Here is a 26887-nt window from a genome sequence, read left to right on the forward strand (position 1 = left end):
GGTGCCTGTCACTCCCCGAATTTTGTCGATTATTATAGGTCAATCCGTTCAAATATCGCATCAACGTTTTTCAAATGGTAGGTATAGTCAAAACAGGCTTCAATCTCTTCCTTGGTAAGCTGAGCGGTAATCGTTTCATCCGCTTCCACCAGCTTTTTAAACGATGTGGCTTCCTCCCACGCCTGCATGGCTTTTGGCTGGACCGTATCATAGGCAGTTTCCCGGGCCATCCCTTTATCGATCAGCGACAGAAGAACTCGCTGGGAAAAAATCACGCCATGGGTCCGGTCGATATTCCGCTTCATATTTTCCGGGAAAACGGTGAGATTTTTGATAATCCCGGCAAACCGGTTGAGCATATAATTCAGAGCAATGGTCGCATCCGGCAAAATCACCCGCTCCGCAGAGGAATGGGAAATATCGCGTTCATGCCAGAGTGAGACATTTTCATATGCGGTCATCATATAGCCGCGCACGACCCTGGCCATTCCTGTCATGTTCTCCGAGCCGATTGGATTGCGCTTGTGCGGCATGGCCGAAGAACCTTTCTGCCCCTTGGCAAACCGCTCCTCTACTTCCCGTGTTTCCGTTTTTTGCAGGCCGCGGATCTCGGTGGCAAATTTTTCGACCGATGTGGCGACAAGGGCGAGTGCAGACATATAAGCCGCATGCCGGTCGCGCTGCAGGGTTTGCGTGGAAACAGGCGCCGGTGTCAATCCGAGTTTTTCACAAACATACTGCTCGACAAATGGATCGATATTCGCATAAGTGCCGACTGCCCCGGACAGCTTGCCGAATTCCACATTCGCTGCCGCCTGATCAAACCGCTCCAGGTTCCGCTTCATTTCTTCATACCACAGGGCGAGCTTCAGTCCGAACGTCGTCGGTTCTGCATGCACCCCATGTGTCCGACCCATCATGACGGTATGCTTATGCCGGGTCGCCTTATCCTTTAAAATTTCGATGAACTGGGTGATGTCATTGCGGATGATGTCATTTGCCTGCTTTAACAGGTAGGAAAGCGCGGTGTCCACAACATCCGTGGAGGTCAGGCCGTAATGCACCCATTTGCGCTCATCGCCCAGTGTTTCGGAAACGGCCCGCGTAAAGGCAACGACATCATGCCTTGTCTCCTGTTCAATTTCCAGAATCCGGTCAATATCGAAAGAGGCATTTGCGCGCAGCTCCTTCACATCCTGCTCCGGGATCACGCCCAGTTCGCTCCACGCTTCACAGGCCAGAATCTCTACCTCCAGCCAAGCTTTAAAGCGGTTCTCATCCGTCCAAATTGCACCCATTTCCTCTCTGGTATACCGTTCAATCATCGTTGTTTTGCCTCCTCGAATTGCTGCAGCTGCTGCTGAATTTTCTCTTGTGATGCTGCAATAAATGTGACATGGCCCATTTTTCGTTTTGTTTTCGCTTCGGACTTGCCGTACAGATGGATGAAGCCATTCTCTGCAATAGGCAGTGCATGCAGCACTTCTTCCATATCCTCGCCCAGAATATTTACCATAACAGCTGGCTGAAGGAGAGTGACGTCCATCAATGGCAGTCCGCAGATCGCGCGGATATGCTGGCCAAACTGCGAAATATTACATGCCTCAATGGTATAATGCCCGGAATTATGCGGCCGCGGTGCCATTTCATTAAGAAAAATCTCTTCCCCTTTAACAAACAGCTCGACAGCGAATGTGCCGACCACATTCATTTTATCCGCAAGTTTGTTGACTGCTGCATAGGCCTTTTCCTGAACAGCTTCACTGACTGCTGCAGGTATCGTTGTCTGGTAAAGAATGTGGTTTTTATGTTCATTTTCCGCAATCGGGAAAAAGGCTGTTTCGCCGTCCAGGGATCTCGTGAATACTACGGAAATTTCTTTATCAAAAGGAATCCACTGTTCGATAATGCAGTGCTCGTTTTCCTCGGCAAAATCAATCGCTTGCCGGGCGTCGTCCGCGCTGTTTAATTTCAGCTGTCCTTTCCCGTCGTAGCCGCCGCTGCATGTTTTAATGACCACTGGATAGGTGAAATTGCTCAATGCGGCTTCACATTCCCCGCCATTTGTCACGATGGCAAATGCCGGAACCGGCAGATCGCAAGCCTTCATGATTTCCTTTTCTTTCTGCCGGTTTTGGGTAATTTCCAAGGCATACGCTCCCTGCGGCAATTTACCCTCAACTTCTATATATGCTGCAGATTCCAGATCAACATTTTCAAATTCATAGGTCACCACGTCACTGAGTTGAGTGAGTTCTTCAATTGCCTCTCTGTCATCATAGGCCGCGGTAATTTGTCTGTCGGCCACCTGGGCAGCCGGGCAATTTGTTTTTGGATCAAGGACGGCTACTGAATAGCCCATCTGCTTTGCTGCAATAGCCATCATTCGTCCAAGCTGTCCGCCACCGATTATCCCAATCATTCCTGGCGGTAAAATGTTATTGTTTGGCAAGGTCTTCCCTCATTTCTGTTACTTTTTTTTGCATGGTTTTCCGGTATTCAGCCAGCTTCTCGGCAAAATCCGGCTGGAAAGCACCAAGGATTTCTGTCGCAAGGATCGCCGCATTCTTTGCCCCGGATTTACCGATTGCCACTGTGGCTGTCGGCACACCGCCAGGCATTTGCACGATCGACAGTAAGGAGTCCAGCCCGCTCAGTGCTTTACTTTCGACAGGAACGCCGATTACAGGGAGGGTGGTCTGTGCCGCCACCATGCCCGGCAAGTGGGCCGCACCGCCCGCTCCGGCAATGATGACTTTGAGCCCGCGACCCCGCGCTTCTTTGGCATATGTAAACATGTCATCCGGCGTGCGGTGTGCAGATATGACATTCTTTTCATAGGCAACGCCCAATTCTTCAAGCAGCTTGCATGTATGCTCCATCGTTTCCCAGTCCGAAATGCTTCCCATAATGACACCGACTTCTGGCATGATCATCCCTCTTTCTTTATTGGTTGTGTTTTTCAATTAAAAAAGTCTATTCGTCTCCTCTATAATGAGAGAAGATGAATAGACTTTCTTAAAAAGGACGTATGAAAACAGACCATTGTCCGAGAATGTTCATCCTCCCTCATAGTCCGGCATTTACGGTGCCTGGTAGAGACTTCCGGGCCATATTCCCGGAAATATATGAGGTGGTTTATTTTATTTGAGTGGTTTCTGATCTCGCATCTTTAGAATAGCAGATCAGAAAGGAAAAATCAATAAAATATCGAACGATTTATTGTGGTTTTATTTTATTGTTCGGTTTTTGTGGAGGGAGCGTAGTTGGTAAGCGATACGCTAGCTTTCATGTGCAGCATTTGATCGCGTGGCACGCGATTCGAGCGTGGAGGTGCGCGACTTGAGCGCGAGGGTGCGCTATTTGGCGTGTCGGTGCGCGACTTGGCGCGTCGGTTGCGCGACCTGGCGTGTGCCCCGCGCGATTCAGTTCGCCCGACTTGAATATGAGGTCGCCCGATTTGACCGCTGACTCGCCCGACTTGGACCGTCACTCGCCCGATTAGACGTTCGACTCGCCCGACTTAAGCCGAAGCTCGCCCGATTCAATCAATCAACCACTCACCAGCCCAAAACTACCTCATCTGTCCAACCCCACGCTCTCCCGGCAACTCATGCATCTGCAACGCCTGCTGAAGATCCCCAATCTCTTTTTGAATAAGGGGATACCCTTCAATTTCCGGAACATATCTCGTGGCAGGCGACCGTTTCCCCCCTGCAGCCTTTGCCATCATTTCAAAGACAAGCAGCAATTGGGATAAATCTTCATCACGAAGCACGGGGCGGTTTGTTTTTGCAGCCGCTGCTTCCAGTAAATATCCAAGATGTTCAATGGAATAAATTACCGGCCAAAGGTGGTCCAATGCTTTTTTATTTCGCGGTATTTCCCCCAGCGCTGTTGTATAAACGATCCCCAGATTGTTTAAATTGGTTTTCATCTTCTTCATTTCCCCGCTGTCCATCACCTCAGCCTCAGACCGCTGCTGGGAAAACAGCAATACAACCAGGCCCATCTGGCTGCGAATCGTTTTGGATAACAGATGAGGAATGCGGCTGGAAGCGGAGCGTCTGCCAATCAGGTACGTTCCAATCAGCCCGATCGCACAGCCAATAAAAATGTCTATAATTCTTGTCGAAGCAAAATAACTGACATCATATATTTGGGTTGTATTTTCGGCCATAAAAATAGCATTTGGAGTAATAAAAAACAGTGCAATTGCATAGTTCCGCGGAATAAACAGCTCCGTCAGCGATGAAAGAAGAAAAATGATAAGTACAATCAGATAACCACCCGGGTGTGTGGAAAGAAGTACGCTAGCTAAAAGAATCCCAACCACTGTCCCCACCGACCTCTGAATAGCACGGTGGAATGTCGTCACAACCGTTGAACCTAGCATAACGGCAGCACAGGACAGCGGTATCCAGTATGAACGATCAAAATCAAAAGAAAATGCGATAAGTGCTGCAACCATAAGGATAAACCCATATCTTATTGCTGACACGAAAACAATGGAATTCTTATGGAAGGCGCCACTGAACACCTCATTTACGGATGGTTTGGAAATACGCATTTTTCGTTTTGTATTTTCCTCGCGCCCGCTCAAAATCTCATGCACTTCAGCTATTTCATTCATCAACCGGTTTGTTACCGCATCCGTGTATTCCGGCAGCTGTATTGGTTTAGATGCTTTCCCTCCAATAGAGGCAGTTAGCACCCGTAAAGATTCTCCAAGTTCTCCCGGCAGCCTGGTTTTTCTTGGGGCATGAAATTCCAGCACCTCGGAAAATAGGCTATTTGCCTGCTCATATAGCCGGTATAACTTTTTATACTCGGATGATTTATCCCATGGAATATATCCCGAATGCAGTGTGTTTTCTGCCGCCCTAACTTGCTGCAGTGTACGCTGTCTTGCACTGCTGAACTCCTCCGTTCCCACGGAATCAAGTAATTGGGCCAATTGGGTGTAGACACGTTTAATGGCAGCTGTTTCCGGACCCCGGGGGTTAATAAACCAACCGTACATAGCGACCAGCCACGAGAACGCGCCTCCAAGCAGTACAAGTCCTGCACGAAGCGGAGCCTGTGACGGGTCTATTTCCATTGCCGATGTCATCGTGAAAACCAGAATAAAAAATATAGCGGCAGGACCGGGTATTTTCAATGCGCCAAATATAAATGTCCCGACCAAGCCGATTACCCCCGCCGCAACAGCAATCGCATAAGGATATGGCGCGAGCAGTGTCCCCATCCCTACAGCCGCAGCAAGACCGATCATCACAAAAAACAGCTTTTTCGCCCGCTGTGCATATGGCTCATTGAACATGTACAGATAGGTGAAACCGCCGATCCCTGCATATAATCCATTTTGTAAGCTTCCGAATAACAACCCAATCAAAACGGGAAAGGACAAGCAAATCCCAGCACTGATCGCCTTATTCCATGGATATGGATTGTTTTTAATTTCAAAAGCCTGTCTGATTGTTTTCCAAGTATTGCTCAAGATGCTTTATTCCTCTTTTCCTCCAAGAACTTTTCGCATTCTTACTATTTGCTAATAATGTGTAAAATAAAGAAGAGCTGATAAGAAAAATCAGCCCTTCCTCATTTTACGCCTGTTCAATAAAAGATTCAAAGCTTTACGGTTTGCGCCTATCCCACTTGCAAAAAAAGCACAACCCCCTCAGGAAATTGTGCTATCTTTTTGCTTCGCCGCTTCCTTCTTCAGCTTAGCTTTATCAATTTTTCCGACTGGAGTTTTCGGCAATTCATCGACAAGGTAAAACTGCTTTGGAACCTTATAGCGGGTCAGTTTCTGTTTGCAGTAGGTTTCCAGTTCCGCTACGCTCAGCTCGGTTTTCAATACGACAAATGCGGTGACGACTTCTCCCCACTTATCATCCTCGAGCCCTATTACTGCAACTTCGTCCACTGCCTCATGTGCCTCCAGCCAGTTTTCCACTTCCAATGGATAAACATTCTCCCCGCCGGTGATGATCATATCCTTCTTCCTGCCAACGATGTAAACAAAGCCTTCTGCATCACTTCTGGCCAAGTCGCCTGTGTGAATCCAGCCGTCACGAATAGTGTCCGCTGTCTGATCCGGTTTGTTCCAGTAGAATTCAAAGGAATGGTTTCCCCGCAGCAATAATTCACCTACTTCCTCTGCAGCTGCCTGAACTCCGTCATCGGTTACAATCCGGATATCATTGAACAGCATCGGCTTTCCGACAGATCCTGGTTTTTGCATTACATCCTTCGATTCAATGTAAAAATTATTCGGCCCCGCTTCGGTAAGTCCGTATCCTTCTTTAAACGCCAGCCCTTTCTTGGCAAACGCTTCATAAATGGGATTCGGGCAAGGCGCCCCGCCGGAGACAAACACTTTCATATCCGGGAAACTGGATCGCTGAAAGACTTTAGTCTGAATAATCATATGGTACATCGTTGGTACAAAAAGAACGACCGTGCATCTATATTTCAGCAAATCCTCTACTGCCTGTTTCGGGTCAAACTCCGAGGCAAGCACGATTTTCCCGCCCACCAGAAGAAGCGGCAGGCAATAAACATTGAGCCCGCCTGTATGAAACATCGGCATGCAGGTGAGCGTCGTATCTTCCTTGCTCAGACTCCAGGTGATCACCGTATTCATCGCATTCCACAGGATGGAACGATGGGACAGCACCACACCTTTTGGCCGGCCGGTTGTCCCTCCGGTATAGATCATGGCAAGAGGGTCAGTTTCCTTTAATTCCGTATGAAACGCGGCCGGTTCAGCCGACAGCAGGTCCAAATAATTGCTGTCAGGAATCAACTGCACTTCTGCTTCTGTCTTACGAGACGGGAGTTTTTCCAGATACTGTGGTTCCACTCCGATAAGCACTGGCGCGGCATCATCCAAAATGTAAGTCAGTTCCGCCTCAGCCAGGCGCCAGTTTAGCGGCACAAAAATCGCGCCTGTTTTCATACAGGCAAAAAAGAAGTCAAAATAACTGATATGATTGGAAGCTAAAATCGCTACACGATCGCCTTTTTGTATACCATTACTCTTAAAATACTGCGCTAATCTTTCTGCACGCTCCCGCAGTTGCTGATAGCTCCATGATTGATCTGTCCTGGCCTCAATTACAGCTGTCTCTGTCGGTGTCAAACGCGCGCGGCTTTCAAACCAGTTGATGTCCCCTTGCATTCCTCCCACTCCTTTTCCTGCCAGTTGCTTTTATAAGTGTAGAGGAGGATAGTTACATCGCAGTTACAGATTCTATGAACAGAACAACCGGTCTTTCCCTTTTCACAGGAAAGACCGGTTGTCCATCACATCATAATCCCGCCATCCACATGAAGCACATGACCATTAACATAGGCTGCTTCATCGGAAGCCAGAAATAAATAGGCATTTGCGATGTCTTCCGGCTTGCCCAATCGTCTCATCGGTACCTGTGCTTTCATCCGCTCAATTACCTTATCCGGAACATTTTCCACCATCTGCGTTTCGGTAAAGCCCGGAACGACAGCATTGACATTAATGCCTTTTGATGCCAATTCCTTTGCCCAGGTTTTCGTCATTCCGATGATGCCGGCTTTAGCTGCGGCATAATTTGTCTGACCGATGTTTCCATAGATTCCCGTTACGGACGAGGTGCTGACGATCTTGCCACTGCCCGCTTCCAGCATCGATGGCAGCACTCCCTGTGTACAATGGAAGACACCGGTCAGATTCACATCGATCACCTGCTGAAATTGCTCGGTAGTCATCTTGGCAAGCATCGCGTCCCGGGTGATGCCTGCATTATTGATAAGGATGTCAATTTTCCCGAATGCCTCCACCACTTTCTCTGCCATAGCCTGTACACTGTCCTTGTCCGCAACATCCACCTGAATAAAGCGGCAGGACAGCCCTTCTCCGGCCAGTTCCCTCTCTCTGGCAGCTCCCGTTTCCGCATCAAAATCAGCAATCACAACATGGGCTCCCTCTTTTGCGAAAGTCCGGGCAGCCTGTAAGCCAATTCCATTCGCCCCACCAGTTATAATTGCCACCTTATCCTGTAATCGACTCATCTATAAAGCTCCTTTACTGGTTTTCTCACTTGTGAAAAATTCCTCCATGACCGCAAGCAGCTGATCGAGATCATCGACAAGCGGAGAGTGTCCGCAGCCCTTCAGCTCCCTGTATTCGGCTTTTTCACCGTAGTCTTCCCGCAGTTCCTCGGTCATCTGTTTTGTTACCACCAGATCATGCTCTCCCCACACAATCATCACCGGTATATCAATTCGGTCGATTAGACCATTGCCCGCGGTAAGTCCGTTGTGCTGGTGACTGATGTTAAAAATATTCAGCGCCTGATAGCATTCCGCAAGATTCCGCTGGGTGGTCATGTCTTTTAAATACTTCCGATACCTTTTCTCCTCCGGCTGACGCTGGGTGTAGATTGCCATATTCCACATTTGCCTGAGAAAATCATAGTTGTGTGTATCGTAAGCCGTCTGCACCGTTTTCCGCTTTTCATCCTCAAACATTTCCGCCAGCGTCTCAATTCGGTTGTCAAGATCTGGTCCATCCACGCCAAGCGGGTAATAGGCATACCCTCTTGAGGAGCCCGACGCAAGCAAAAACAGTTTCGTGCAATAATCTGGGTAATCGGCGCAGAACTGCTGACAGACCGTGCCTCCAAGCGACCAGCCAGCCATCGCAAAACAGTTAAGCCCCAACGCGTCAACAAACAGTTTTACATCATCGGAAAAATCCTTGATTTCAGTGATCGGATGATGATAGCTGGATTCCCCAAACCCGCGCAAATCGATGGCATATACTTTGTATTCTGCCGCAAGATTTTCCAGCACCAGATCCCAGTGGACCGAGGAAGTCATATTTCCATGCACCAGTAAAAGCGGGTGCTCTCCTCCCTCCCGTTCCCGGTAAGCAATTTCTTCCCCATTGGATAATGCAGCCTTTCTCAATTTCACATTGTCCATAGGTGATCCCTCCTTTTTAAAATAGGCGCTTTTCGTAAGTACTGTATTTCGCAGTTGATGGAAATTGTGACCTAGTCTGCCGCTGCGGAAATACCCCTCGCTTTCCGCGGGAAGCTGCCGAGCCTCCTCGCGCTGTCGCGCTGCGGGGTCTCGCCTATGCTTTTCATCCCGCAGGAGTCTCGGGGTGTTTCCTCCGCTAACGGTGTGTTTTTTAAAAGCAACCAATAGTTTCCCACTCTGTTGGTAGTGGTTGGGGCTGACGGCAGTCAACTCCTACGGGGAAGCACGAGTCTAAACCTGAGCAGGAAGCACTTTTAAACCGCGCTTGCGGGAAGCTACTGCCTGCAGCAGAAATCAACTATCAAGAGTGGTGGCTGATTTAAACAGCAGTAGAGTCAAAAAACACATCAGTCAGCGGAGGAAATATACGAAGACTCCTGCGGGAGGAATGGCCTCGGTGAGACCCCGCTGTGCGACAGCACAAGGGGGCTCACCAGCCACCCGCGGAAAGCGTAGTATATTTCCGCAGCGGCGATCATGAAACCCACTGATTTACGTAACAGTTTATAGAAATTCAGATCAAAGCAACATTCTAGCCTAAAAAATACAACATCAAAAAATTTAAGCGTAATGAATATCACTTTCATCAACGGCCACCTCCTGCTCCTCCCCAGCGAATGACATTGGCGCCCCATGCATAGCCAATTCCTGCTGAAACAAGGACGACAATATCTCCATCCTTTAACTTGCCTTGCTGCTGAGCGAGTTCCAGTGACAAAATCTGATCCATCTGACCGATATGGCCGTAATTTTCCAGATAAATAGATTTCTCCTGATCGACCCCGAGCTTCTCCAGCACATAGCTGTGTGCCGTGCGTTTCATGTGCAGCATTGCAACATAATCAATATCTTCCTTGGTGCAGCCGCTTTTTTCCAGCGCTTTTTCCACACAGGCGACAAAATTATCCATTGATTTCTGATCCAGCCGCTCTTTCATCCCCTCTGGATCAAGCACATCAAGCTGATAAAGTCCTTCTTCCAAAGCTTCTGCCGTCAGAGGCGTTTTCGTCCCGCCGCCAGGCACGACGACATCTTCGGAAAAAGCGCCATCGGTAATCAGATGAGTGCCCAAAAGCTGATTGGCGGTATGCCCTTTTTGCAGGATAACCGCTGCACCGCCTGCTCCCAGGTTGAACATGAAACGGGTGCGGGGATTTTGATAATTGATAAAATCCACATTTCGGTACCCTCCGGCCAAAAGCACCGTACCCACTGTCTCATCCGCTGTCATGATATCTTTTGCCAGCTTCAGGGCCATAATTGTCGTGCCGCAGCGCAATGCTGTGTCAAACGCCCAGGCATTTCTTGCGCCTATTTCATACTGCAGCTTAATCCCCGCTGTCCAGAGCGGATATTCCTTATGCTCTTCACCGATGTAAATCACGAGATCGATCGTTTCCGGATCCATTGCGGCTTTTTCAATCGCTGTTTTGGCAGCACGGATGCCCATCTCTCCTGTATGGTCTTCCTCACCAGGCACCGGTTTTTCTCTTATTCCCATCTTATATTCGACAACCTCCAAAGGAAGTCCTGCTTCTTCAGCAATTTCTCTGGATGTCATCCGTTTTTCCGGCAGATAAACCCCGGTGCTCACGATGCCGATGTCCATCCTTCAACCCTCCTATGATCATTTTTTTATTGAACGCGCCTGAACGGCTGTACGTTTGGCCATCTTTTTTCGGATGGTGCCAACGATCCCAAGCGGGAAAAAGATGACAACAAGGATATAAACCGTTCCATAAAGAATGATCCAGCGTTCAAATATCCAGTGCACATCCGACAAGCCGGACAGCCAGTGATGTGCCAGTTCGACCAGACCGGCTCCAAGAATCGGCCCTACCAGGGTTCCGACCCCACCGATGATGGTCATCAGGAGCACATCAATCGTTATATCGGTCGCAAAAACACTTGTATCCACAAATCGGAGGGAGAGCATGTAAAGCACCCCGGCAAAGCTTGCCACCACACCGGAAACTACACTGGCAATCACCTTGTAATGCAGCACATTATACCCGAGCGATTCTGTTCGCTCCTCATTCTCCCGGATGGTCATCAAAACTTTTCCAAAAGGCGAATTGGTAAACCGCCGAAGTCCGAAAAAAATGAGGATGAGTGATATCAAACTCAGCGTATATAAGGATTCGGAAGTACTTAGCAAATCCGGCACCCGAAAGGTAAATCCGTCAAACCCGCCAGTCAGCGGGCGCCATTTTTCCGCAACTACAAGAAATAAGCCGGCAAGACCCAGTGTGAGCATCGCGTAAAAATGGCTTTTCAGCCGGAGGGTCAGCATCCCGACAATGAAACTGACTATCGCCGCTAAAATCACCGCAACGGCAACTGCCAAGACGAGGGCACCAATCGAAGCATCGAGCCGATCCATAAAAATTGCAGTAGAATAGGCACCGATTCCAAAGAACATCACATGCCCAAAAGAAATAATTCCGGTATAGCCAAGCAGCAGGTCATAGCTCATTGCAAAGATAGCAAAGATGAAAATTTGTATCATAATGAACTGCGCACTTCTTCCCGTCAAAATAAACGGAACAATAAACAAGGCGAGTGCAATGCCCAGATAGATCCAGGTTGTTTTATCGATATTGCCTAATCGCATGCTTCCTCACTCCTTTCCCCGAAACAAGCCCTGCGGCCGGAAGATGAGTACAATGACCATTAAGAGCATATTGACCGCCAGTGAAAGAAACGGAACATAATAGGCCATGAATGCCTGCGCCAGACCAACCAGAATGGCGGCAAACAAGGAACCTTTAAAACTGCCCATCCCGCCGATCACCACAACAATGAAGGCCAGGATGGAAAATTCCAGTCCCATCTCCGCATAAATAACCCCCGAATACAGTGCATGAAGAATGCCGCTGAGCGCTGCCAGTGCCGCTCCTGCCATAAATACCAGCATGAACACCACCTGAATATTAATCCCGAGCGCCTGTACCATTTCCTTATTCATCACCCCTGCCCGAACAACCAGACCGATCTTTGTACGTTTTAAAATGAACGAGATCACAATAAACACAAGCAGCCCGACAGCAATAATGAACAAGCGGTATTTGATTAAGACAATATCTCCAATAAGGAAACTTCCATCCAGGTATTCAGGTGGCGCAACAGCAACCTGATCCGGTCCGTACACTACCTTGATCAATTCCTGCAGAACCAGCATCAATCCAAGTGTAATCAGAATCTGCTGCATCGTATTTCCATAAACCGGCCGGATAATCAGCCGTTCCGTAATTAGCCCAAGCACCAGGCCGGTAAAAATCGCCGCTCCTATTCCAAGCAGCAGACTGCCACTGAGCTGATAAACCCAAACCCCGGTAAATGCCCCCCAGATAAACAGCCCGCCATGGGCAAAGTTCAAGACATGCATCAGGCCGAAAATCAGTGTCAGTCCTGCAGCTAGGAGGAAGATCAGCATGCCTGTCGCGAGGCCATTAATAATAAGCGTAATGATTAAATCCATTCAGGAAACCTCCCCCTACGAAATGCCAAGATATTTTTTCATGACTGCTTTATCTTCCTGCAACTCTTCCATCCGGCCGCTGTGGACAGTCTGACCGTCATCAATAATATAAAACTGATCCCCCACCTTGTTTGCCATGGCAAAGTTCTGTTCCACCAGAAGGATCGTCGCTTCCTCTTTCATCTGCTCAATCGTTTCTGTCACTTTTTCCACCACAATTGGAGCCAGCCCTTTGCTTGGTTCATCAATCAAGAGCAGCTCATTTTCATTCAGGTAGGCCCTGGCAATGGACAGCATTTGTTTTTGCCCGCCACTCAGCTGTCCGCCGGGTTTTTTCCAGAATTTCTTAAGGTCCGGGAAGAGTTCCAGCACCCATTCCATTCGTTTCGTCGTTTCCTGGTTTTCTTTCTTCATAGCGACCCGGATATTCTCGCCAACCGTCAGTTCACCGAATATCCCCTGATCTTCAGGGACATAGCCAATCCCTTTACCGGCAATATGATGTGGCGGCAGATTGCGGATTTCCTCCCCCTTAAAGGTGACGGAACCCTTATTTACTTGATTGAGCCCCATAATCGTCCGCAATGTCGTTGTTTTTCCTGCACCATTTCTGCCAAGGAGGACAGTTACGCCGCCCTTTGGCACGGAAATAGAAACCTCATGCAGAATATGGTATTTTTCAATAAATGCTTCAACCTCTTGCAGCTTAAGTAGACTGTCCATGAAAATCCCCTCCCAAATATGCGGATTGAACAGCTTCATTCTCGACAATTTCCTGTGGTGTCCCCTTTGCCAGCAGCTCTCCGTGATACAGCACGAGCACCTCATCCGACATGTCCATAATCATGTCCATTTTGTGCTCAATCAGCACGATCGTCCGGTCCTTTTGCTCCTTGATCTGTTTAAGCACCGCAATAATTGCCGGAACTTCCTCCAGCGACATTCCTGCCGTTGGTTCATCAAGCAGAAGAATTTCCGTATCCAGGGCAAGCAGCATAGCGATTTCCAGTTTTCTTTTTTCTCCGTGTGCGAGATTTGCTGCCAGCATCTCCGCTTTATCTGTCAGGAAAACTTTCTCCAGAATTTCATAGGCTTTATCCAGGAATTTTTTATAATGCAGGAAATGGGCAGCCATCTGGTAACGGACTTTTGCCTCGGATTGCACAGCGACCCGCACATTTTCCAGTACTGTCAGGTTAGGAAAAACGTTGGTAATTTGAAAAGACCTGCCAATACCCATCCTTGTCCGTTCCATTGCCGACAGTCCAGTGATTTCGCTGCCTTTAAAATAAATGGAACCGCCGGTGGGAGATAATTGCCCGCTGAGCAGATTAAAAAAGGTGGTTTTCCCCGCCCCATTCGGTCCAATAATCGAGGTAAACTTCTTTTCGGGAATCTGGATGGAGACAGTATTCACCGCTACATGTCCGCCAAAGGTAATCGACAGCTCGTTTGTTTCTAAAATGGCCACTTCTGTCTACGCTCCCTTTCCTTTGCCTAAGATTAATGACAAGCCCTCGCCGGAAACAGGCAAGGGCATTGTCCGCACACCTTTATTATTGGTTCATAATCGGTGGTGCCGTTTCTTCCGGTGTCAGCACCTCGTTCAACACAGGCACCGGATAATCAACTTCCTCACTTTCTTCCAGCGTAATCGAGTACATTGACTGCAATGCTTGGTGATCCTCCGGTCGGAAGGTCATGGTGCCTTTCGGTGTTTCAAAACTCATCCCTTCCATTGTTTCGATCAAGGTGTCCGCATTGGTGTCCCCCTCTGTCTGTTCCAGCGCCTCAACAATTGAAATTGCCGCGCTCATCCCACCAGGGGTAAACAAATCTGGCACCTCCCCGTCGTAACGCGCTTTATGCTCTTCAACCAGCCAGTCATTTACTTCGTTATCCGGCAAGGTATGGTAATAGACAGTGAACCCTTCCATCCCGACAAGGTCGTTCATCGTACGTAATGCAGCAATATCCGGGGCACCGGTCGTGATTTTTATGCCCTGCTCCTGCAATTGCATATCGACAATCTGGCTCCAAGGTGAATTTGCCCCTGACCAGACAACGAATAAATAGTCCGGATCTGCTTCAATGATTTTCTGGATATTAGCAGTGAAATCTGTTGCCGCCTGATCAGCATATTCTTCATGAATGATTTCGGCTCCCAGGTCTTCTGCAGCCGTCTTAAATGCAGCAACTCCATCATGCCCAAAGGAATAATCAGGAGCCAATGTGGCAATTTCCACTCCTTCTTCGGCGATCGCAGCAGCCGCTGCCACTGCATCCTGGGCCGAATTTCTCCCTGTCCGGAAAATGTAATCATTGTATTCCGACCCGGTAATGCTGTCCGCGGTAGCCGGTTCCACGACCATAATTGTTTCATATTGTTCAGCCAGCGGTGTCACCGCAAGCGTATCCCCTGAGCTGGATGATCCCACCAGGAAATCCACCTGCTCATCTTCCAGGAGAGCCAATGCCTTTTGCCGGGCTACCGTAGCGTCGGTCTCTGTATCTTCAAAGATGACTTCAATTTCCTTTCCCGCCACTTCCATTGTTCCGTCGGTCGCATATTCCAGACCCAGCTCAAAACCACGCTGCGTTTGCTCCCCATATGCCTCCAACGCACCAGTCAAAGATGCAAGCACCCCGATTTTCACCGTATCATCCGAGCCGCCTGAAGCTTCTTCACTGCCCCCGCATGCTGCCAAGAAACCAGCCAGCAGCACAGCAGCAAGCAAACCAACCATACGATTAAACTTCATTACTGTTGTCCCCCTTTATTTGTGGTGCTTTTTTGCTTGTCATTATCATAATCCGAAGCAGTTACAGGGAAGTTACAATGGGCGGGTAGTTGCGGCACAGGGTAGTTGCTTAACCGTGAGTGGGGGCTTCCGGGCGTAAGTGGAAATCTCGGTGCGTGAGCGGGGACTTCTGCCCTTCTGCCGAAACTTCTGCTCGTGGGCCGAAACTTCTGCCCGTGTGCGGGAACTTCTGCTCGTATGCCGAAACTTCTGCCCGTGGGCCGAAACTTCTGCCCTTGCGCGGGAACTTCCGGCCTTGAGCGGGAATCCCACCTCCAAACCAAACAAAAAACTGCCCAAGCTATAACAAGCCTGTGACAGTCCTCAATAATGCGTATACAATTCACCGGACGCGATGATCAACTCATACATCTCCTGTGTCGCTTCCATTGGCTCCACGCCCAGTTCCTCATTCAGGATTCGGCTGCATCGTTCATACCAGCGGATCGCTTGTGGCCGGTTGTTGTTCTGGTAATAACTGTACATCATCAGCCGGTAAGCCTCTTCCCATGTATTATCCACCGCCAGTATTTTTTCACACCATTCGATACAAAGGTGGAAGTCAAGCAGCCGGACGGCAAGCTGGGCCAATTTCTCCGCCCCGCGCAAATATAACAGCTGCAAACGTTCCCTTTCTGCCAAACTCCAGGAAGCAAAACGAAGCTCAGCCAGATAATTTCCCTGGTACAGCTGCAGCCCGCTTTCCAGCAGTTCTTTTGCCGATTTGGGATCTTTCTCCTCCAGGCCGCTCATGATTCGTTCCTCAAACTGATGAATGTCAAGTTCATAACCTGCATCCATATTTAAGCCATAGGCACTGCCGCTGCGCGTAATGAAAAAGGAATCTTCTCTCGCCTTGCGATGCGGTTCCAGCGCTTTCAACAAAGCATTCAGCGTCACTTTGAATTTTTTGTTTGCTGTTTGCTCCGCTTCTTCGGGCCACAGATGATGAAAAATTTCTTCCTTGACGAGTAAGTGGTCCCGATTCGTAATGAACAGTGCAAACAATTCTTTTGCTTTGCCCCGCTGCCAGTCCTGCGGTTCCAGTTTCTTTGCGCCAAGCCATACATTCAGCCCGCCAAGTGTATGAATGGCCAGTGTATATCCGGGATGAGTCTTGATATCTTCCCCATAGCCCAATTCATACAGCAGCCTGGACACATAAAGCGGATCGATTTGCAGCTCTTTTGCCTTCAAGAGCATTGGAGCAATATTCTTCATATCTGCCGGGCCAAAGGTCGTCCGTTTTTGCAGGAAAAATTCATACTGCCCTGTGCGCACTTCCTGGAGAAAACGCTGCATTTGCTCATGGAAGGCGGGGTCATCCTGCTTTTCCATGGCAATATACGCAACCCAGAAATCAGTAACCATCACGCCATAGCGGTCGCCGCAGGATATCATATCCGCCCGCACCTTCCCTATAAGACATGAGGCCTTTAGATAATTTCCATTGTAAATTTCCGTCAGACCGCGACCCAGTTTGATCATCGCACTCAGCCAGCGGTCATTCACCTTTTCCGTTTCGATTAAGCCTTTATCAGCATGCCGGATTGCCCGTTCATAATCCTGCTTCTTTCCATAAAGAATAGCAAGTCCCATATGCGGTTCTGCTTTACCGCGGGAGACATTGATTTTTTCCATAATGTCCAGCGCCGTCTCATAACATTCGACAGCCAAATCCATATCATACTGATCAAGAAGCTGCACGGCATGACCCATCCGCATCCAGCCGCAGGCCTCCACAAATGGTGATTGAATGGAGAGCCCTAACTGAATGCCGGCGGCGCCCAGCTTTTTCCCCTCCAGCGCATTGCCCATATATGCCTCAATGATTGAAAGCAGGATATCCGTTTCCCTGTGGGACTGCGGCAGGTGCTTGGTGTTCTGTTCCACAGCTGCACCTTTTCGTTCGATGAGCAGTTGTTTCGCTTTTGTCAGCCTGCCTGTTCGAAGGTAAATGCGTGCCAGCAGATTGCTTTCTTCCACCGGGAGATCCAACAAGGTAGCCCGGTCGTACCACGTCTCCGCCTTAACTGCCTGCCCCGCATTCAATAGATTTTCCGCCATCAGCATATACAGCCGGGCCATCTCCTCCTTGGGGGCCTTTGCTTTTTCCCGCATGTGGATCGCCTGATTGACGAAACGTTCCGCCTTATCCGGCTGGATTGTATCCAGATAAATTCGCGCCTTCCCTTCATATGCCAGTCCTGCAAGGTAATAGTAATCTGCCTCGTCTTCCGGAACCAGATTAATGATTGTTTCATAGTTTTGCTCCGCCTGTTCATATAGCGAACGATAGCGCTCAATCTCCCCCTGGTAAAAATACAGCGCCGGATATTTTTGCTTACATACACCTGGCAAGCTGATCAGCAGTTCAAACAAAATTTGCAGTCTGCCTGTGCGCAGCATTTCTGGCGCGTGCTGATTCAGGAGAGAGGCTATGGCAGGGTAGGCTTCTATTCGTTGATAATGATAGAGTGCAGTCTCTATATCCTGCCTGCTTTCATAATAATCTGCCGCTCGTTTATGCAGCTCCTTGTATTCCGCTTCATACTGCAAATGCAGGCGATTTTCCAAAAACGCTTTAAACAATGCATGATAGCGGTAATACTCTCCTTTCGCCTCCACAATAAACGCATTCTGTTTCACGAGCCCTGCCAGAATCTCCTTCGACCCCTGCAGCTGCAAGATTTGATCGCAGGCATCTGGACTAAGCACCTCCATTACACTCGACTGCAGTAAAAATTGCTGGATGATTAAAGATTGCTTGGACAAAACTTCCGAAGCCAAATAATCAAACAAATCCTCCAGCGACTTCTGCCTGTTTTGGAAAATCTCCTCGATCGAGATTGACTCTGCCTGCAGCTGCTGGATCAGCATGTTGAAGGCAATGGTCCACCCCTCGGTCAATTGGAAAATTTTACTGACCTCATCATCACTGATCTTAAGATGCTGCATATCTTCCAAAATGAAAGACATCTCCTCCTGTGATAAGGACAAGTCTTCCTGCGTGATCTCTAGCAGCTCTCCTTTAAGTTTTAATTTGGGAACAACCTCCCAATCCGGCTTGGTCCTGCTTGAAACCACCAGGTGCAAATTGGACGGAATATGCTCAAGGACAAACAAAAGCCACTGTTTTATCTCCTTCGAATGCACCACATGGTGAAAGTCATCCAATACAAGCACCACTTGACTCCTGAGTTCCATTACTTCGTTTATCCAAGTAGAGGCGAGTGCATAGACCTCCTCCGTCGATAAGTAATTAGCAATGGCTTCCAACTCTTTTTGGATGAGCGTTCCAAATTGCGGATGCCTATATTTGATGGACCGAATTAATTTTGTCAGAAAAGGCAGGATGTCATCATCATTTTGCGAAAGGGAATACCAGCAGGCATCTGTGGCATTATCATGAATAAACAAAGACATCGCTGTGCTTTTTCCATAGCCGGCACCTGCATATAGCAGTGTCAGCCGATATGCAGGGATATTGCTTAGTTTTCTGTTCAGCTGGTTGCGCCGCACAAACCATTCCTTCACAGGCGGCGGAGCAAACTGGCTTTGAATAATCGGTATCGTTCCCATGCTGGTTTTCCCTCCTTTTTGGTGATGATCTTTCTTTTCCTTTTATACTAAAAATCATATGTTGAAACCGCTTTAATTTATGCCCTCATCAATACTTCTTCCTTTTATTTTAAAGGAAAATATAGAAAATGAATAGACCGTTTTCGATCTATTCATTCTTTCCTCTCTATTCCGGCTTGCTCGGACCTGTTTGATTTTTTAAAGGCGGTGTGCCTAAAGGTTCCTCCGGCGGAGCTTCAGCCGGTGCACCAGCCTCTTTTTTCTTCCTTGGGTTCATCAGTCTTCCTTTGCGTACCTGCTTGACCCAGAAACCGCCATGGATCTGTTTCGGTTCATAGGAGATAATGAAGGCTTTCTCATCAATTTCTTTTATCGTTTCATAAAGACGCAGCTCGTATTTCCGTGGTGTCAGGATTTGCATGGAAAGCCGGTCGCCATCCATTCCATAGGCAAACGAACTGGTTACGCCATAGCCCTTATCCCGGAGTTTGCGCGTAAATTCAAAATCCGGATTGGTCGAAATCACATTCACCGTAATATAGCCCAGCGCCAGCTTTTCCTCAATTTTCGTGCCGACAACAACCCCTGTGCCAAATCCGACAGCGTAGGCAATAAGGTTTTGGATCTGGTCCAAATTATCCAGCACCAGCCCAAGCCCAAGTACATAGATCACAATTTCAAACATACTGACAAATGCCGCGACATAGCGCCGTCCCTTTAATGTAAGGATCATCCTTAGAGTTGATAGGGTGACATATACGATATTAATTACAAGTATGATCGCGACCATGGCAAACGCGTTTTCCAGCAATGTGAAGACCTCCTGTATTTCTGTTACTTTAGAATAACCTATATAGAAATTATATGGCAATTAATTGAGAGCAATGAAGGGAAATTCATTCCCGTACCATTATTTTATAATTTGTTAACCCACTTGTTTCCACAGACCTATTGAGCTATCCTAAAGAAAGTAATCCCTTCCCGTAAGTAATAATAAGCCCCCTTGATTAGCACATGTAAAGGAGCGCCGCCGTTATTGTAAAAATAAAGTCGTCTGAAGTTAAGTCCAAAATATTTTTATTACACGATGTAATTTCCATTGGTTCCATCCTTGCTTTATCCCTGTATTTAATTAACATTTGGGATTATCTTCCTGACCAGATCCCCGTTCATTTTACAAATGGAGAGGCGGATCGATACGGGTCAAAATGGTATACAACTTTAATGATCTTGATTACTGTTATTTTTTACGTATCAGGATTACTCATCAGACGCTTTGCACATAAATTTAGCTATCAAGGAAAAAAGATAGACTCATACGCTGAACTGAAGAAACAAAAACTGATTATAAGCTGGACTTCCCTTGGGGCTGTTTTGCTCTTCTCCGTTTTCAGCTTGGAGTTTATACAAATTTCCCTGCCATCCCAAAATGGGCTTGGACAAATTCATTTGAGCTTTATAGGTATCCTGGTGATCGGCGCGTTTACCTATCATATTTTTGAAGGTATTAAGCATGCCAAAAAGAAATAAACCAGGTTTCTTTCAAGAAACTGCTAAAAACATGCCACCTCCTTACAACTATAATCGATTATAGTTATGAAAAGGTGGCATTTTCATTTAAAAAAGTAAATTCCCAAAGCTGTTTGCCCTCAAGAACGGTTATAAATCAGCTTGCGTTCTGCGGATACCTTGCCGAAAAGCCTTTGCTTAAGTGGACGCTTCCAGCTCTTAGCTAGCAAGTCGCATTCCAGAAGGTCATGTGCCAATCGCAGATCATCCTGATTTAGAAATAGAACTTCATTACAGGCGGCAACCGACCATCTCGAATAAGGCTGTTCGATCAAGGCCAAGTCAGTTTGCGGCTGCACGTAGCCTTCCTCAAGCACACGGAAATACCAGCCGGTTTTGCCGCTTTGCTGCATCTGCTGCACAATCTCCCGGTCTGCTGACGGATCCCAATAAGGCTGATATGGCTGGGAGACCTGCAGAACGGCGTTGCCCATTTGAAAAACATCGCCAATGCAGACGGTAAACTCGTCCATTTCCAATACGGAAAAATGCTCACCCATTGAACCGATATCCAAGTCAGGGCGCTGCAGATCATTTTGCCACGCTGTATAGTGTTTTATCGGGTAGGCGAAAACGGCTATGTCCGCATCCTTGGCTTCACCGGAAAATCCGCTTTTGCCAAGCCAGAAACCATTCTCGCTCGAATCTGCCTCGGTGAATATTTTATGTACGTATGGTTCGTCCATCGTGCCACCCGCTCCCCATCTGTGATATAGTATAGTTTATTAGAAAAGCTTAAGATTCGCTACTGTTTTACAATATTCGGCAAAAATCCTGAATATGAGGAGGGGGCAACCATGTCAAAAACAAAAACAGCAACATTTGCCGGCGGGTGCTTCTGGTGTATGGTAAAACCATTTGATCAGTGGGACGGCGTGCACAGCGTCATTTCCGGCTATACCGGCGGCCATACAGAAAACCCGACATACGAGGAAGTGAAAAGCGGAACGACTGGTCATTTTGAGGCAGTGGAAATCACTTATGATCCAGACATCATTGCGTTTGAAGAAATCCTCCCCATCTTTTGGCAGCAAATCGACCCGACAGACGACAGTGGGCAATTTCAGGACAGAGGAGACTCGTACCGGGCGGCGATTTTTTATCATAATGAAGATCAGCAGCGGCTGGCGGAGAATTCCAAACAGCAGCTTGCGGACAGCGGGAAATTCTCCAAGCCGATTGTGACCCCAATTTTGCCGGCAGCGACTTTTTATCCTGCAGAGGAATATCATCAGGACTTTTATAAGAAAAACGAAAAGGAATATAAAGAAGACCGTGCTAAGTCCGGACGGGATGAATTTATTGAAGAAGTTTGGAAGTGATAAGGACGGCAGCTCATTTTGTTTGGGAGTCGCACTTAGGGTTGAAGTTTCCACTCTGGGGTTGAAGTTTCTGCGGGTTGAAGTTTCCGCTCTCGGGTTGAAGTTTCTGCTCTCCCGCCGAATCCCCCGCTCCTGGACGCTCAATAAACGCGCAAAAACCGGTGCAACAAATGAGTGCACCGGTTTTTCAGTTAATCCTCCATCCGAAACTGCTGAAAAATCGTATCACGTTTGTTTGGATATACCTCACGACCAGCAACCGAATTAATGATCTGAATGTTTCTTATCACCGACAAGCCCAGATTTGTGGCGGATGTTCCATGGGAATGCTCCAAATTCGTCAGGGTGAAAAAATGATGATCTCGCTGCTCTTTAAAGACGAGTTGATGATCTCTGGTGACTTTGTAACGTTTGTCGTCCTCCCACTCAATTTTGTCCCCGAACCTATCATAGAACCAGTCAGGAATATGAGGTTTATACCCTGTTGCCAGGATTACCTTATTTGTCTCATAATCAAAGGAATTTTCTTTTTGCCATTGATGACAGCGAAGGACATACTTGCCGTTCTCTTTCTTAAGATCTCTTACTTCTGTATTCGGCTGGATCGTCACCGGCTGCCTCTTTTCACCAATTGTTTTATGGTAAAGAACCTTATATAATTCCCTTAGAGTATTTGGATTGATCCCTTTTCTTAACGTCCCCAAGGTGTCCAATGTGTCATTGCGCTCCTGAAAGTTAAGGGAATGAAAATAATCCACAAAGTCAGGTGAGAAATATTCCAGGCCAAACTCTCCCTTCTCCAGCTGAAACAGCCCGCTGGAACGGGTGAACAATGACAGGTGAAATTCTTTATTTTCCTGTTCCTTCAAAAGATCAAGGAGCACTTCTATTGCACTCTGGCCGGATCCCACGATCGTAATATGGGGAGAATGCACTAACTTTTCCTTTTCAAACATGTATCGGCTCGTATGCAGCACATCCTCCTCCGGCTGGCCTTTCATCGTATCCAGCACCAGAGGGTTACTGCCAGTTCCCATCGATATGTGTTTGGCAAAATAGGAGCTTCGTTTTTCGGTCGCGACCTCTTCTACGACCACCTCATAGTGCGGAACATCAGCTTCTTGATGATCAATCACATCCACTACTTCATACCCGAAGTGCAGCTTTTCCAACTGTCCAACAACCCATTGCAAATAATCATTATATTCCTGGCGCGGTGCCTCAAATTTGCTGAGGAAATAGAACTGATGCAAGCGGTTATGTTCATGTAAATAATTGATGTAGGTGAATTTGCTTGTTGGATCGGCAAATGTAACGAGATCCGCCAAGTAGGGGATGGTCAAGTCCATCCGCTCAATCAGCATCCCGGGGTGCCATTCAAATTTTGGTGTCTTATCGAAAAACACCCCTTCCAGTTCGGGTGTATTCTCGAGAAGAGCCGCCATGCCGAGATTGTAAGGACCTATGCCAATTCCAATAATATCGTGCAATTCGCGCGACATTTTTCCACTTCCCTCTATGGTTAGCTTTTTGCTTAATGTAACCATATTTTGCGGGTGCTATACTTTTGTGGGAAGTAGAGGTGCGGTTGCTTTACTTCATGGTTGTGACAGAAGAATCCGCATGCCCTAAGACATACGGTCCCCTTTCCTTTCACATGCTCGAACAAATCCCTGATAAATCGCTTCTGAAGCCTCATCACCTGCCAGCACCATCGCCTCCGGGTGCCATTGCAGTCCCAAGGCAAATAGGTGGGTTTTGCTTTCGACTGCTTCCACTACTCCATCATTTGCTTTTCCGCTGATCTGAAAAGATTCGGAAACATCGCGGTTGGCCTGATGATGCAAGCTGTTTACTTTCAATGTCTCTGTCCCCGTCAGCTTGTGCAGCAGCGATCCCGGCAGAACATCCACATAATGGGATCCATGTTCCACCGGTGCTTTCTGTGTATGCTGCAGCAGATCGGAATCGATCTGCGCATATATGTCCTGATACATATCGCCTCCAGCAGCAATGTTCAGCGTCTGAGCCCCGCGGCAGACACCAAGGATCGGTTTGCCGTCTTCCAGCAGCCTTTTCATTAAGAAAATTTCCGAGTGGTCACGGGCAGGAATGATCGTGCCAAGATTAGGGTGCGGCTCTTCCCCGAAAAGCGTTGGGTCGATATCATAGCCCCCTGTAGCGTAGAGACCGTCGAGTTGCCTTGCAATCTGACCAACGTCTTCTTCTTTCAGTAAATAAGGCAGGATGACAGGCATGCCACCTGCCTGCAAAATGGCTTTAATATTCCGGTTCGTGACGAAGTATTGTGATTGATCGGTTTCCATCGATGCGGTTACCCCGATAAGTGGTTTCATTCGTTCTCCCTCCTGATCCAGCTTATGAGCGGACGGTATTTTTGTTTAAGTCTACGTCAGATTCATCCAATCTGTCCAGAGGTGCCTGTCACTTCCCGAATTTTGTCGATTATCATAGGCGGTGATACAAATCATTGGAAACGTGGTATAGTTGTATAATGTGGCTTTCGTTTCAGAAATCACAACTGTCATGCAGTCAGGAGTGAAGCACATGGCAAAAGATGAATCTTTAATTCCATTAAAAATGCTATTGTTCTGTTTTCATGCATCAAACACGATAATCCTCAGTTTTTTGCCTTTATATTTACAGTTTAAAGGACTGAGCGGGACTGAAATTGGCTGGGTACTGGCGATCGGTCCGTTTGCATCTATCTTTGCGCAGCCGATTTTCGGATATTTGAGTGATAAATTTAAAACCGTAAAATGGGTTTTGTTCATTTGCATTATTGGTTTGATCATCGGAAGTACGCTCTTTTTCCAAATGAACACACTGGTTTCCATTATCCTGATGGGAGCGGTGTTTTACTTTTTCACTACGCCGATTGGAGCGCTTGGCGACAGCCTTGCCCAGCGGCGGGCGGATGATCTGAACGTTTCATTTGGCACGATTCGCACATGGGGTTCGATTGGATTTGCGACATCCGCCTTGATCGTGGGCGCGGGGCTGGATTATTTTGGTGTGCAGTACATGATCGTTCCTTACCTGTTTTTCGGAGTCGCTGCACTGATTGTTTCACTTAAATTGAAAGATGTAAAAGTGGAATCCGAACCTGTTCAACTGCGTGATGTCAGTCAAATTATTAGGAACAAACCGTTTCTTATCTTTTTATTTCTGGTTCTCTTTGTCACGATTGGCCACCGTGCGAACGACAGTTATATCGGGCTTTATATTGAGCAGCTTGGCGGCAATGAGAGCCTTGTTGGGATTGCCTGGTTTGTCGGGGTGGCCACGGAGGCTGCTGTTTTCGCGTTTGCGGGCTTTTGGTTCCGGAAATTTCATCCGCTGATTTTCATTATTATTGCGGGGATATTGTTTACACTGAGATGGTTTTTATTTTCTGCGGCTGAGGATCCGATGTTCATTATCGCGCTGCAGGTCTTGCACGGTCTGACATTCGGCGTGTTTTATCTGTCGGCATTCAGTTATATTACCCGGCTGATCCCAGCACTCCTGCAGTCGACCGGACATCTGGTGTTTTTCGCTACCTTTTTCGGGGTATCAGGTATTATCGGCTCGACGGTTGGCGGTGTGATCATGGATAACTTTGGCGGGGGCACGCTATACTTCGGCATGGGTTGTCTGGCGCTTGTTGGGACGGTTCTTATGACGCTTTATCATGTGTTGCCGTTTGGGAAGGAAGTAGGGGCACAGGAGCGGAGTTAGGGAGCGGGCAGCGGGGCCGACACTTTTCAGGCTGAGTTTTCATGAGTGGTATGGGTAATCTGCGGCATGATATAATTCCCGTTCAAAAGTTTTTTTAAATAGAATGTTTAAGATGTTTTCGCAGAGGTTATTTACTTTTGCAGGAACATCTTTTTTTCATTTTGCTTGTGCCATGTGTGTATACTTGCATTGTAATATTTGTCATGCTCTCTTTTGATTAACCCTCTTGCCAGTATTTTGTAAGAAAATAATAATGCTGCAAAATAAAATGCCCTTTCTTCCCTTGCTCTTCTTCATAAGAAGTTTAAAACGCAATCCTTCCTATTTCAACTAAAAGTCGTATCTTTTGAATAAGAAATGTCAGCCCACTTATCTTTCATAAGGTAATATGTAAAATTAGAAAGCAGAAAACGTTGAAATACGATATTACCCAACACAGAAGCAGGAGGAATACTATGGCGGATAATAACCAGGAATCTTCAAACCAATCCAATAATGCAGAAAAGGAACCTGAAAGACAGTATTTCCTTCCGTCAGAGGTGATGCAGTCATTCGGCGCAAAAGGAAAAGAACATCTTGATAAAAATATGCCATCCCAGTTCACTCTATCTTTAACAGCCGGTTCATTCATGACCTTTGGGGCCGTTTTTTCCGTGTTGCTTGCCATTGGTATTGATGCTAAAGGCATAACCTTTCTGCTGGAAGGAATCGGGTTTGCAACAGGGTATCTTATGGTGTTTGTATCAGGAGCAGTTTTGTTTACTGAAGTGAATGTGCTTTTGCCCACCTATTATTTACAAAAGTCTTATTGGAGGAAATACAAATACGTCAAATTCTGGGCTGCCACCTATATCGGCAACATTGCAGGTGCATTGTTTGTTGCCCTATTGATCATCAGTTCGAATTCCATGACGCCTGATTTCACAAAAGATCTTGAAACCCTTCTGGACAATAAAATGAAATTTGCCGAGCGAGGCTGGATTGGGTGGTTTCAGGTCGTTTTATCGGGTATCATCGCTAATTGGCTCATTGGTATGGCCGCTTTTCTAACAACATCCGCCAGAGATATGGTCGGCAAAATCCTGGGAACAGCCTTACCTGTCATTCTTTTTGTAGCAGGTAACTTTCAGCACAGTGCCGCAAATATGGGTTATTTCAGCCTCGGTCTGTTCACCACTGACAACTATGCATGGCATGAATATTTATTGCTTAATTTAATCCCGGCAAGTATCGGCAATATCATTGGAGGAGCCATTTTCATCTCCTTGCTCTTTTCTTTCGCGTTTCGGAAAGAGATCCGAAAGTAAAATGACCTTTGCTAAAGAGGCTTCCATCGAATATTTATTTGGTGGTATCCTCTT

General features: G+C 47.3%; 22 protein-coding genes, 1 pseudogene and 1 riboswitch. Of the genes and pseudogenes, 5 read left to right on the forward strand and 18 right to left on the reverse strand.

Annotation, left to right across the window (positions count from 1 at the left end):
- Positions 1–32: 32 nt before the first annotated feature.
- The 15 genes from purB to CEG13_RS14080 form a co-directional block, all read right to left on the reverse strand.
- Positions 33–1325 (reverse strand): adenylosuccinate lyase, encoded by a 1293-nt coding sequence (gene purB / locus CEG13_RS14005; protein WP_100012519.1) that lies wholly within the window; start codon positions 1323–1325, stop codon positions 33–35.
- A complete protein-coding gene (purK, locus tag CEG13_RS14010) occupies positions 1322–2452 on the reverse strand; it encodes a 5-(carboxyamino)imidazole ribonucleotide synthase (protein WP_100012520.1) in 1131 nt (376 codons plus the stop codon). Before purK ends, purB begins: the two co-directional genes overlap by 4 nt.
- Complete coding sequence (gene purE / locus CEG13_RS14015) at positions 2439–2930, reverse strand: 5-(carboxyamino)imidazole ribonucleotide mutase (protein ID WP_100012521.1); 492 nt, start codon at positions 2928–2930, stop codon at positions 2439–2441. Before purE ends, purK begins: the two co-directional genes overlap by 14 nt.
- A gap of 122 nt (positions 2931–3052) precedes the next feature.
- Positions 3053–3152: riboswitch (purine riboswitch) on the reverse strand.
- Between the two features lie 422 nt (positions 3153–3574).
- Positions 3575–5500, reverse strand: coding sequence for an FUSC family protein (locus CEG13_RS14020; protein ID WP_239984658.1), 1926 nt, complete (start codon positions 5498–5500; stop codon positions 3575–3577).
- Positions 5501–5680: 180 nt separating this feature from the next.
- Positions 5681–7186 carry an acyl-CoA synthetase gene (locus tag CEG13_RS14025; RefSeq protein ID WP_100012523.1) on the reverse strand — a complete coding sequence of 502 codons (1506 nt, stop codon included), beginning with the start codon at positions 7184–7186 and terminating at the stop codon, positions 5681–5683.
- Between the two features lie 125 nt (positions 7187–7311).
- The gene (gene fabG / locus CEG13_RS14030; RefSeq protein ID WP_100012524.1) at positions 7312–8055 is read right to left on the reverse strand and encodes a 3-oxoacyl-ACP reductase FabG; all 744 of its coding nucleotides are present in this window, start codon (positions 8053–8055) and stop codon (positions 7312–7314) included.
- On the reverse strand, positions 8056–8970 hold the full coding sequence (gene phaZ / locus CEG13_RS14035; RefSeq protein ID WP_100012525.1) for an intracellular short-chain-length polyhydroxyalkanoate depolymerase: 915 nt from the start codon (positions 8968–8970) through the stop codon (positions 8056–8058). It lies immediately after the preceding gene.
- Positions 8971–9616: 646 nt separating this feature from the next.
- Positions 9617–10639, reverse strand: coding sequence for a 3-oxoacyl-ACP synthase (locus CEG13_RS14045; protein WP_100012527.1), 1023 nt, complete (start codon positions 10637–10639; stop codon positions 9617–9619).
- A gap of 18 nt (positions 10640–10657) precedes the next feature.
- A complete protein-coding gene (locus CEG13_RS14050) occupies positions 10658–11644 on the reverse strand; it encodes a branched-chain amino acid ABC transporter permease (RefSeq protein ID WP_100012528.1) in 987 nt (328 codons plus the stop codon).
- Between the two features lie 6 nt (positions 11645–11650).
- Positions 11651–12511: a branched-chain amino acid ABC transporter permease gene (locus tag CEG13_RS14055; RefSeq protein WP_100012529.1), complete on the reverse strand. Its 861-nt coding sequence runs from the start codon at positions 12509–12511 to the stop codon at positions 11651–11653.
- Positions 12512–12526: 15 nt separating this feature from the next.
- On the reverse strand, positions 12527–13234 hold the full coding sequence (locus CEG13_RS14060; protein ID WP_100012530.1) for an ABC transporter ATP-binding protein: 708 nt from the start codon (positions 13232–13234) through the stop codon (positions 12527–12529).
- Positions 13218–13982, reverse strand: a complete 765-nt coding sequence (locus CEG13_RS14065) for an ABC transporter ATP-binding protein (protein WP_100012531.1) — start codon at positions 13980–13982, stop codon at positions 13218–13220. Before CEG13_RS14065 ends, CEG13_RS14060 begins: the two co-directional genes overlap by 17 nt.
- 85 nt (positions 13983–14067) lie before the next feature.
- On the reverse strand, positions 14068–15273 hold the full coding sequence (locus CEG13_RS14070; RefSeq protein WP_100012532.1) for a substrate-binding domain-containing protein: 1206 nt from the start codon (positions 15271–15273) through the stop codon (positions 14068–14070).
- 363 nt (positions 15274–15636) lie between these two features.
- Positions 15637–18894 carry an AfsR/SARP family transcriptional regulator gene (locus CEG13_RS14075; protein ID WP_100012533.1) on the reverse strand — a complete coding sequence of 1086 codons (3258 nt, stop codon included), beginning with the start codon at positions 18892–18894 and terminating at the stop codon, positions 15637–15639.
- A 166-nt stretch (positions 18895–19060) separates the two neighbouring features.
- Positions 19061–19705, reverse strand: a complete 645-nt coding sequence (locus tag CEG13_RS14080) for a DUF2179 domain-containing protein (RefSeq protein ID WP_239984659.1) — start codon at positions 19703–19705, stop codon at positions 19061–19063.
- 311 nt (positions 19706–20016) lie between these two features.
- On the opposite strand from CEG13_RS14080, the pseudogene CEG13_RS19390 reads away from it, so the two are divergent.
- Both CEG13_RS19390 and CEG13_RS19145 read left to right on the forward strand, forming a co-directional pair.
- Positions 20017–20112, forward strand: a pseudogene (locus CEG13_RS19390) (DUF1648 domain-containing protein); the annotation flags it as partial.
- Positions 20113–20118: 6 nt separating this feature from the next.
- Complete coding sequence (locus CEG13_RS19145) at positions 20119–20424, forward strand: hypothetical protein (RefSeq protein ID WP_239984660.1); 306 nt, start codon at positions 20119–20121, stop codon at positions 20422–20424.
- A gap of 119 nt (positions 20425–20543) precedes the next feature.
- Here the strand turns inward: CEG13_RS19145 and CEG13_RS14090 are convergent, their stop codons facing one another.
- Positions 20544–21149: an MOSC domain-containing protein gene (locus CEG13_RS14090; protein ID WP_100012535.1), complete on the reverse strand. Its 606-nt coding sequence runs from the start codon at positions 21147–21149 to the stop codon at positions 20544–20546.
- 111 nt (positions 21150–21260) lie between these two features.
- Between CEG13_RS14090 and msrA the strand changes: the two genes are divergently transcribed.
- On the forward strand, positions 21261–21785 hold the full coding sequence (gene msrA, locus CEG13_RS14095; RefSeq protein WP_100012536.1) for a peptide-methionine (S)-S-oxide reductase MsrA: 525 nt from the start codon (positions 21261–21263) through the stop codon (positions 21783–21785).
- Between the two features lie 191 nt (positions 21786–21976).
- Here the strand turns inward: msrA and CEG13_RS14100 are convergent, their stop codons facing one another.
- Entirely contained in the window at positions 21977–23287 is a 1311-nt protein-coding gene (locus CEG13_RS14100; protein WP_100012537.1) for a lysine N(6)-hydroxylase/L-ornithine N(5)-oxygenase family protein, read from the reverse strand.
- A 126-nt stretch (positions 23288–23413) separates the two neighbouring features.
- Entirely contained in the window at positions 23414–24142 is a 729-nt protein-coding gene (locus CEG13_RS14105) for a gamma-glutamyl-gamma-aminobutyrate hydrolase family protein (RefSeq protein ID WP_100012538.1), read from the reverse strand.
- A gap of 211 nt (positions 24143–24353) precedes the next feature.
- Here CEG13_RS14105 and CEG13_RS14110 point away from each other — a divergent pair, with 211 nt between their 5' ends.
- Both CEG13_RS14110 and CEG13_RS14115 read left to right on the forward strand, forming a co-directional pair.
- Positions 24354–25526 carry an MFS transporter gene (locus CEG13_RS14110; RefSeq protein WP_100012539.1) on the forward strand — a complete coding sequence of 391 codons (1173 nt, stop codon included), beginning with the start codon at positions 24354–24356 and terminating at the stop codon, positions 25524–25526.
- A 455-nt stretch (positions 25527–25981) separates the two neighbouring features.
- A complete protein-coding gene (locus CEG13_RS14115; RefSeq protein WP_100012540.1) occupies positions 25982–26833 on the forward strand; it encodes a formate/nitrite transporter family protein in 852 nt (283 codons plus the stop codon).
- Positions 26834–26887: the final 54 nt, after the last annotated feature.

This window comes from Lentibacillus sediminis (assembly GCF_002763455.1).
GTDB classification, from domain to species: Bacteria; Bacillota; Bacilli; order Bacillales; family Amphibacillaceae; genus Lentibacillus_D; species Lentibacillus_D sediminis_A.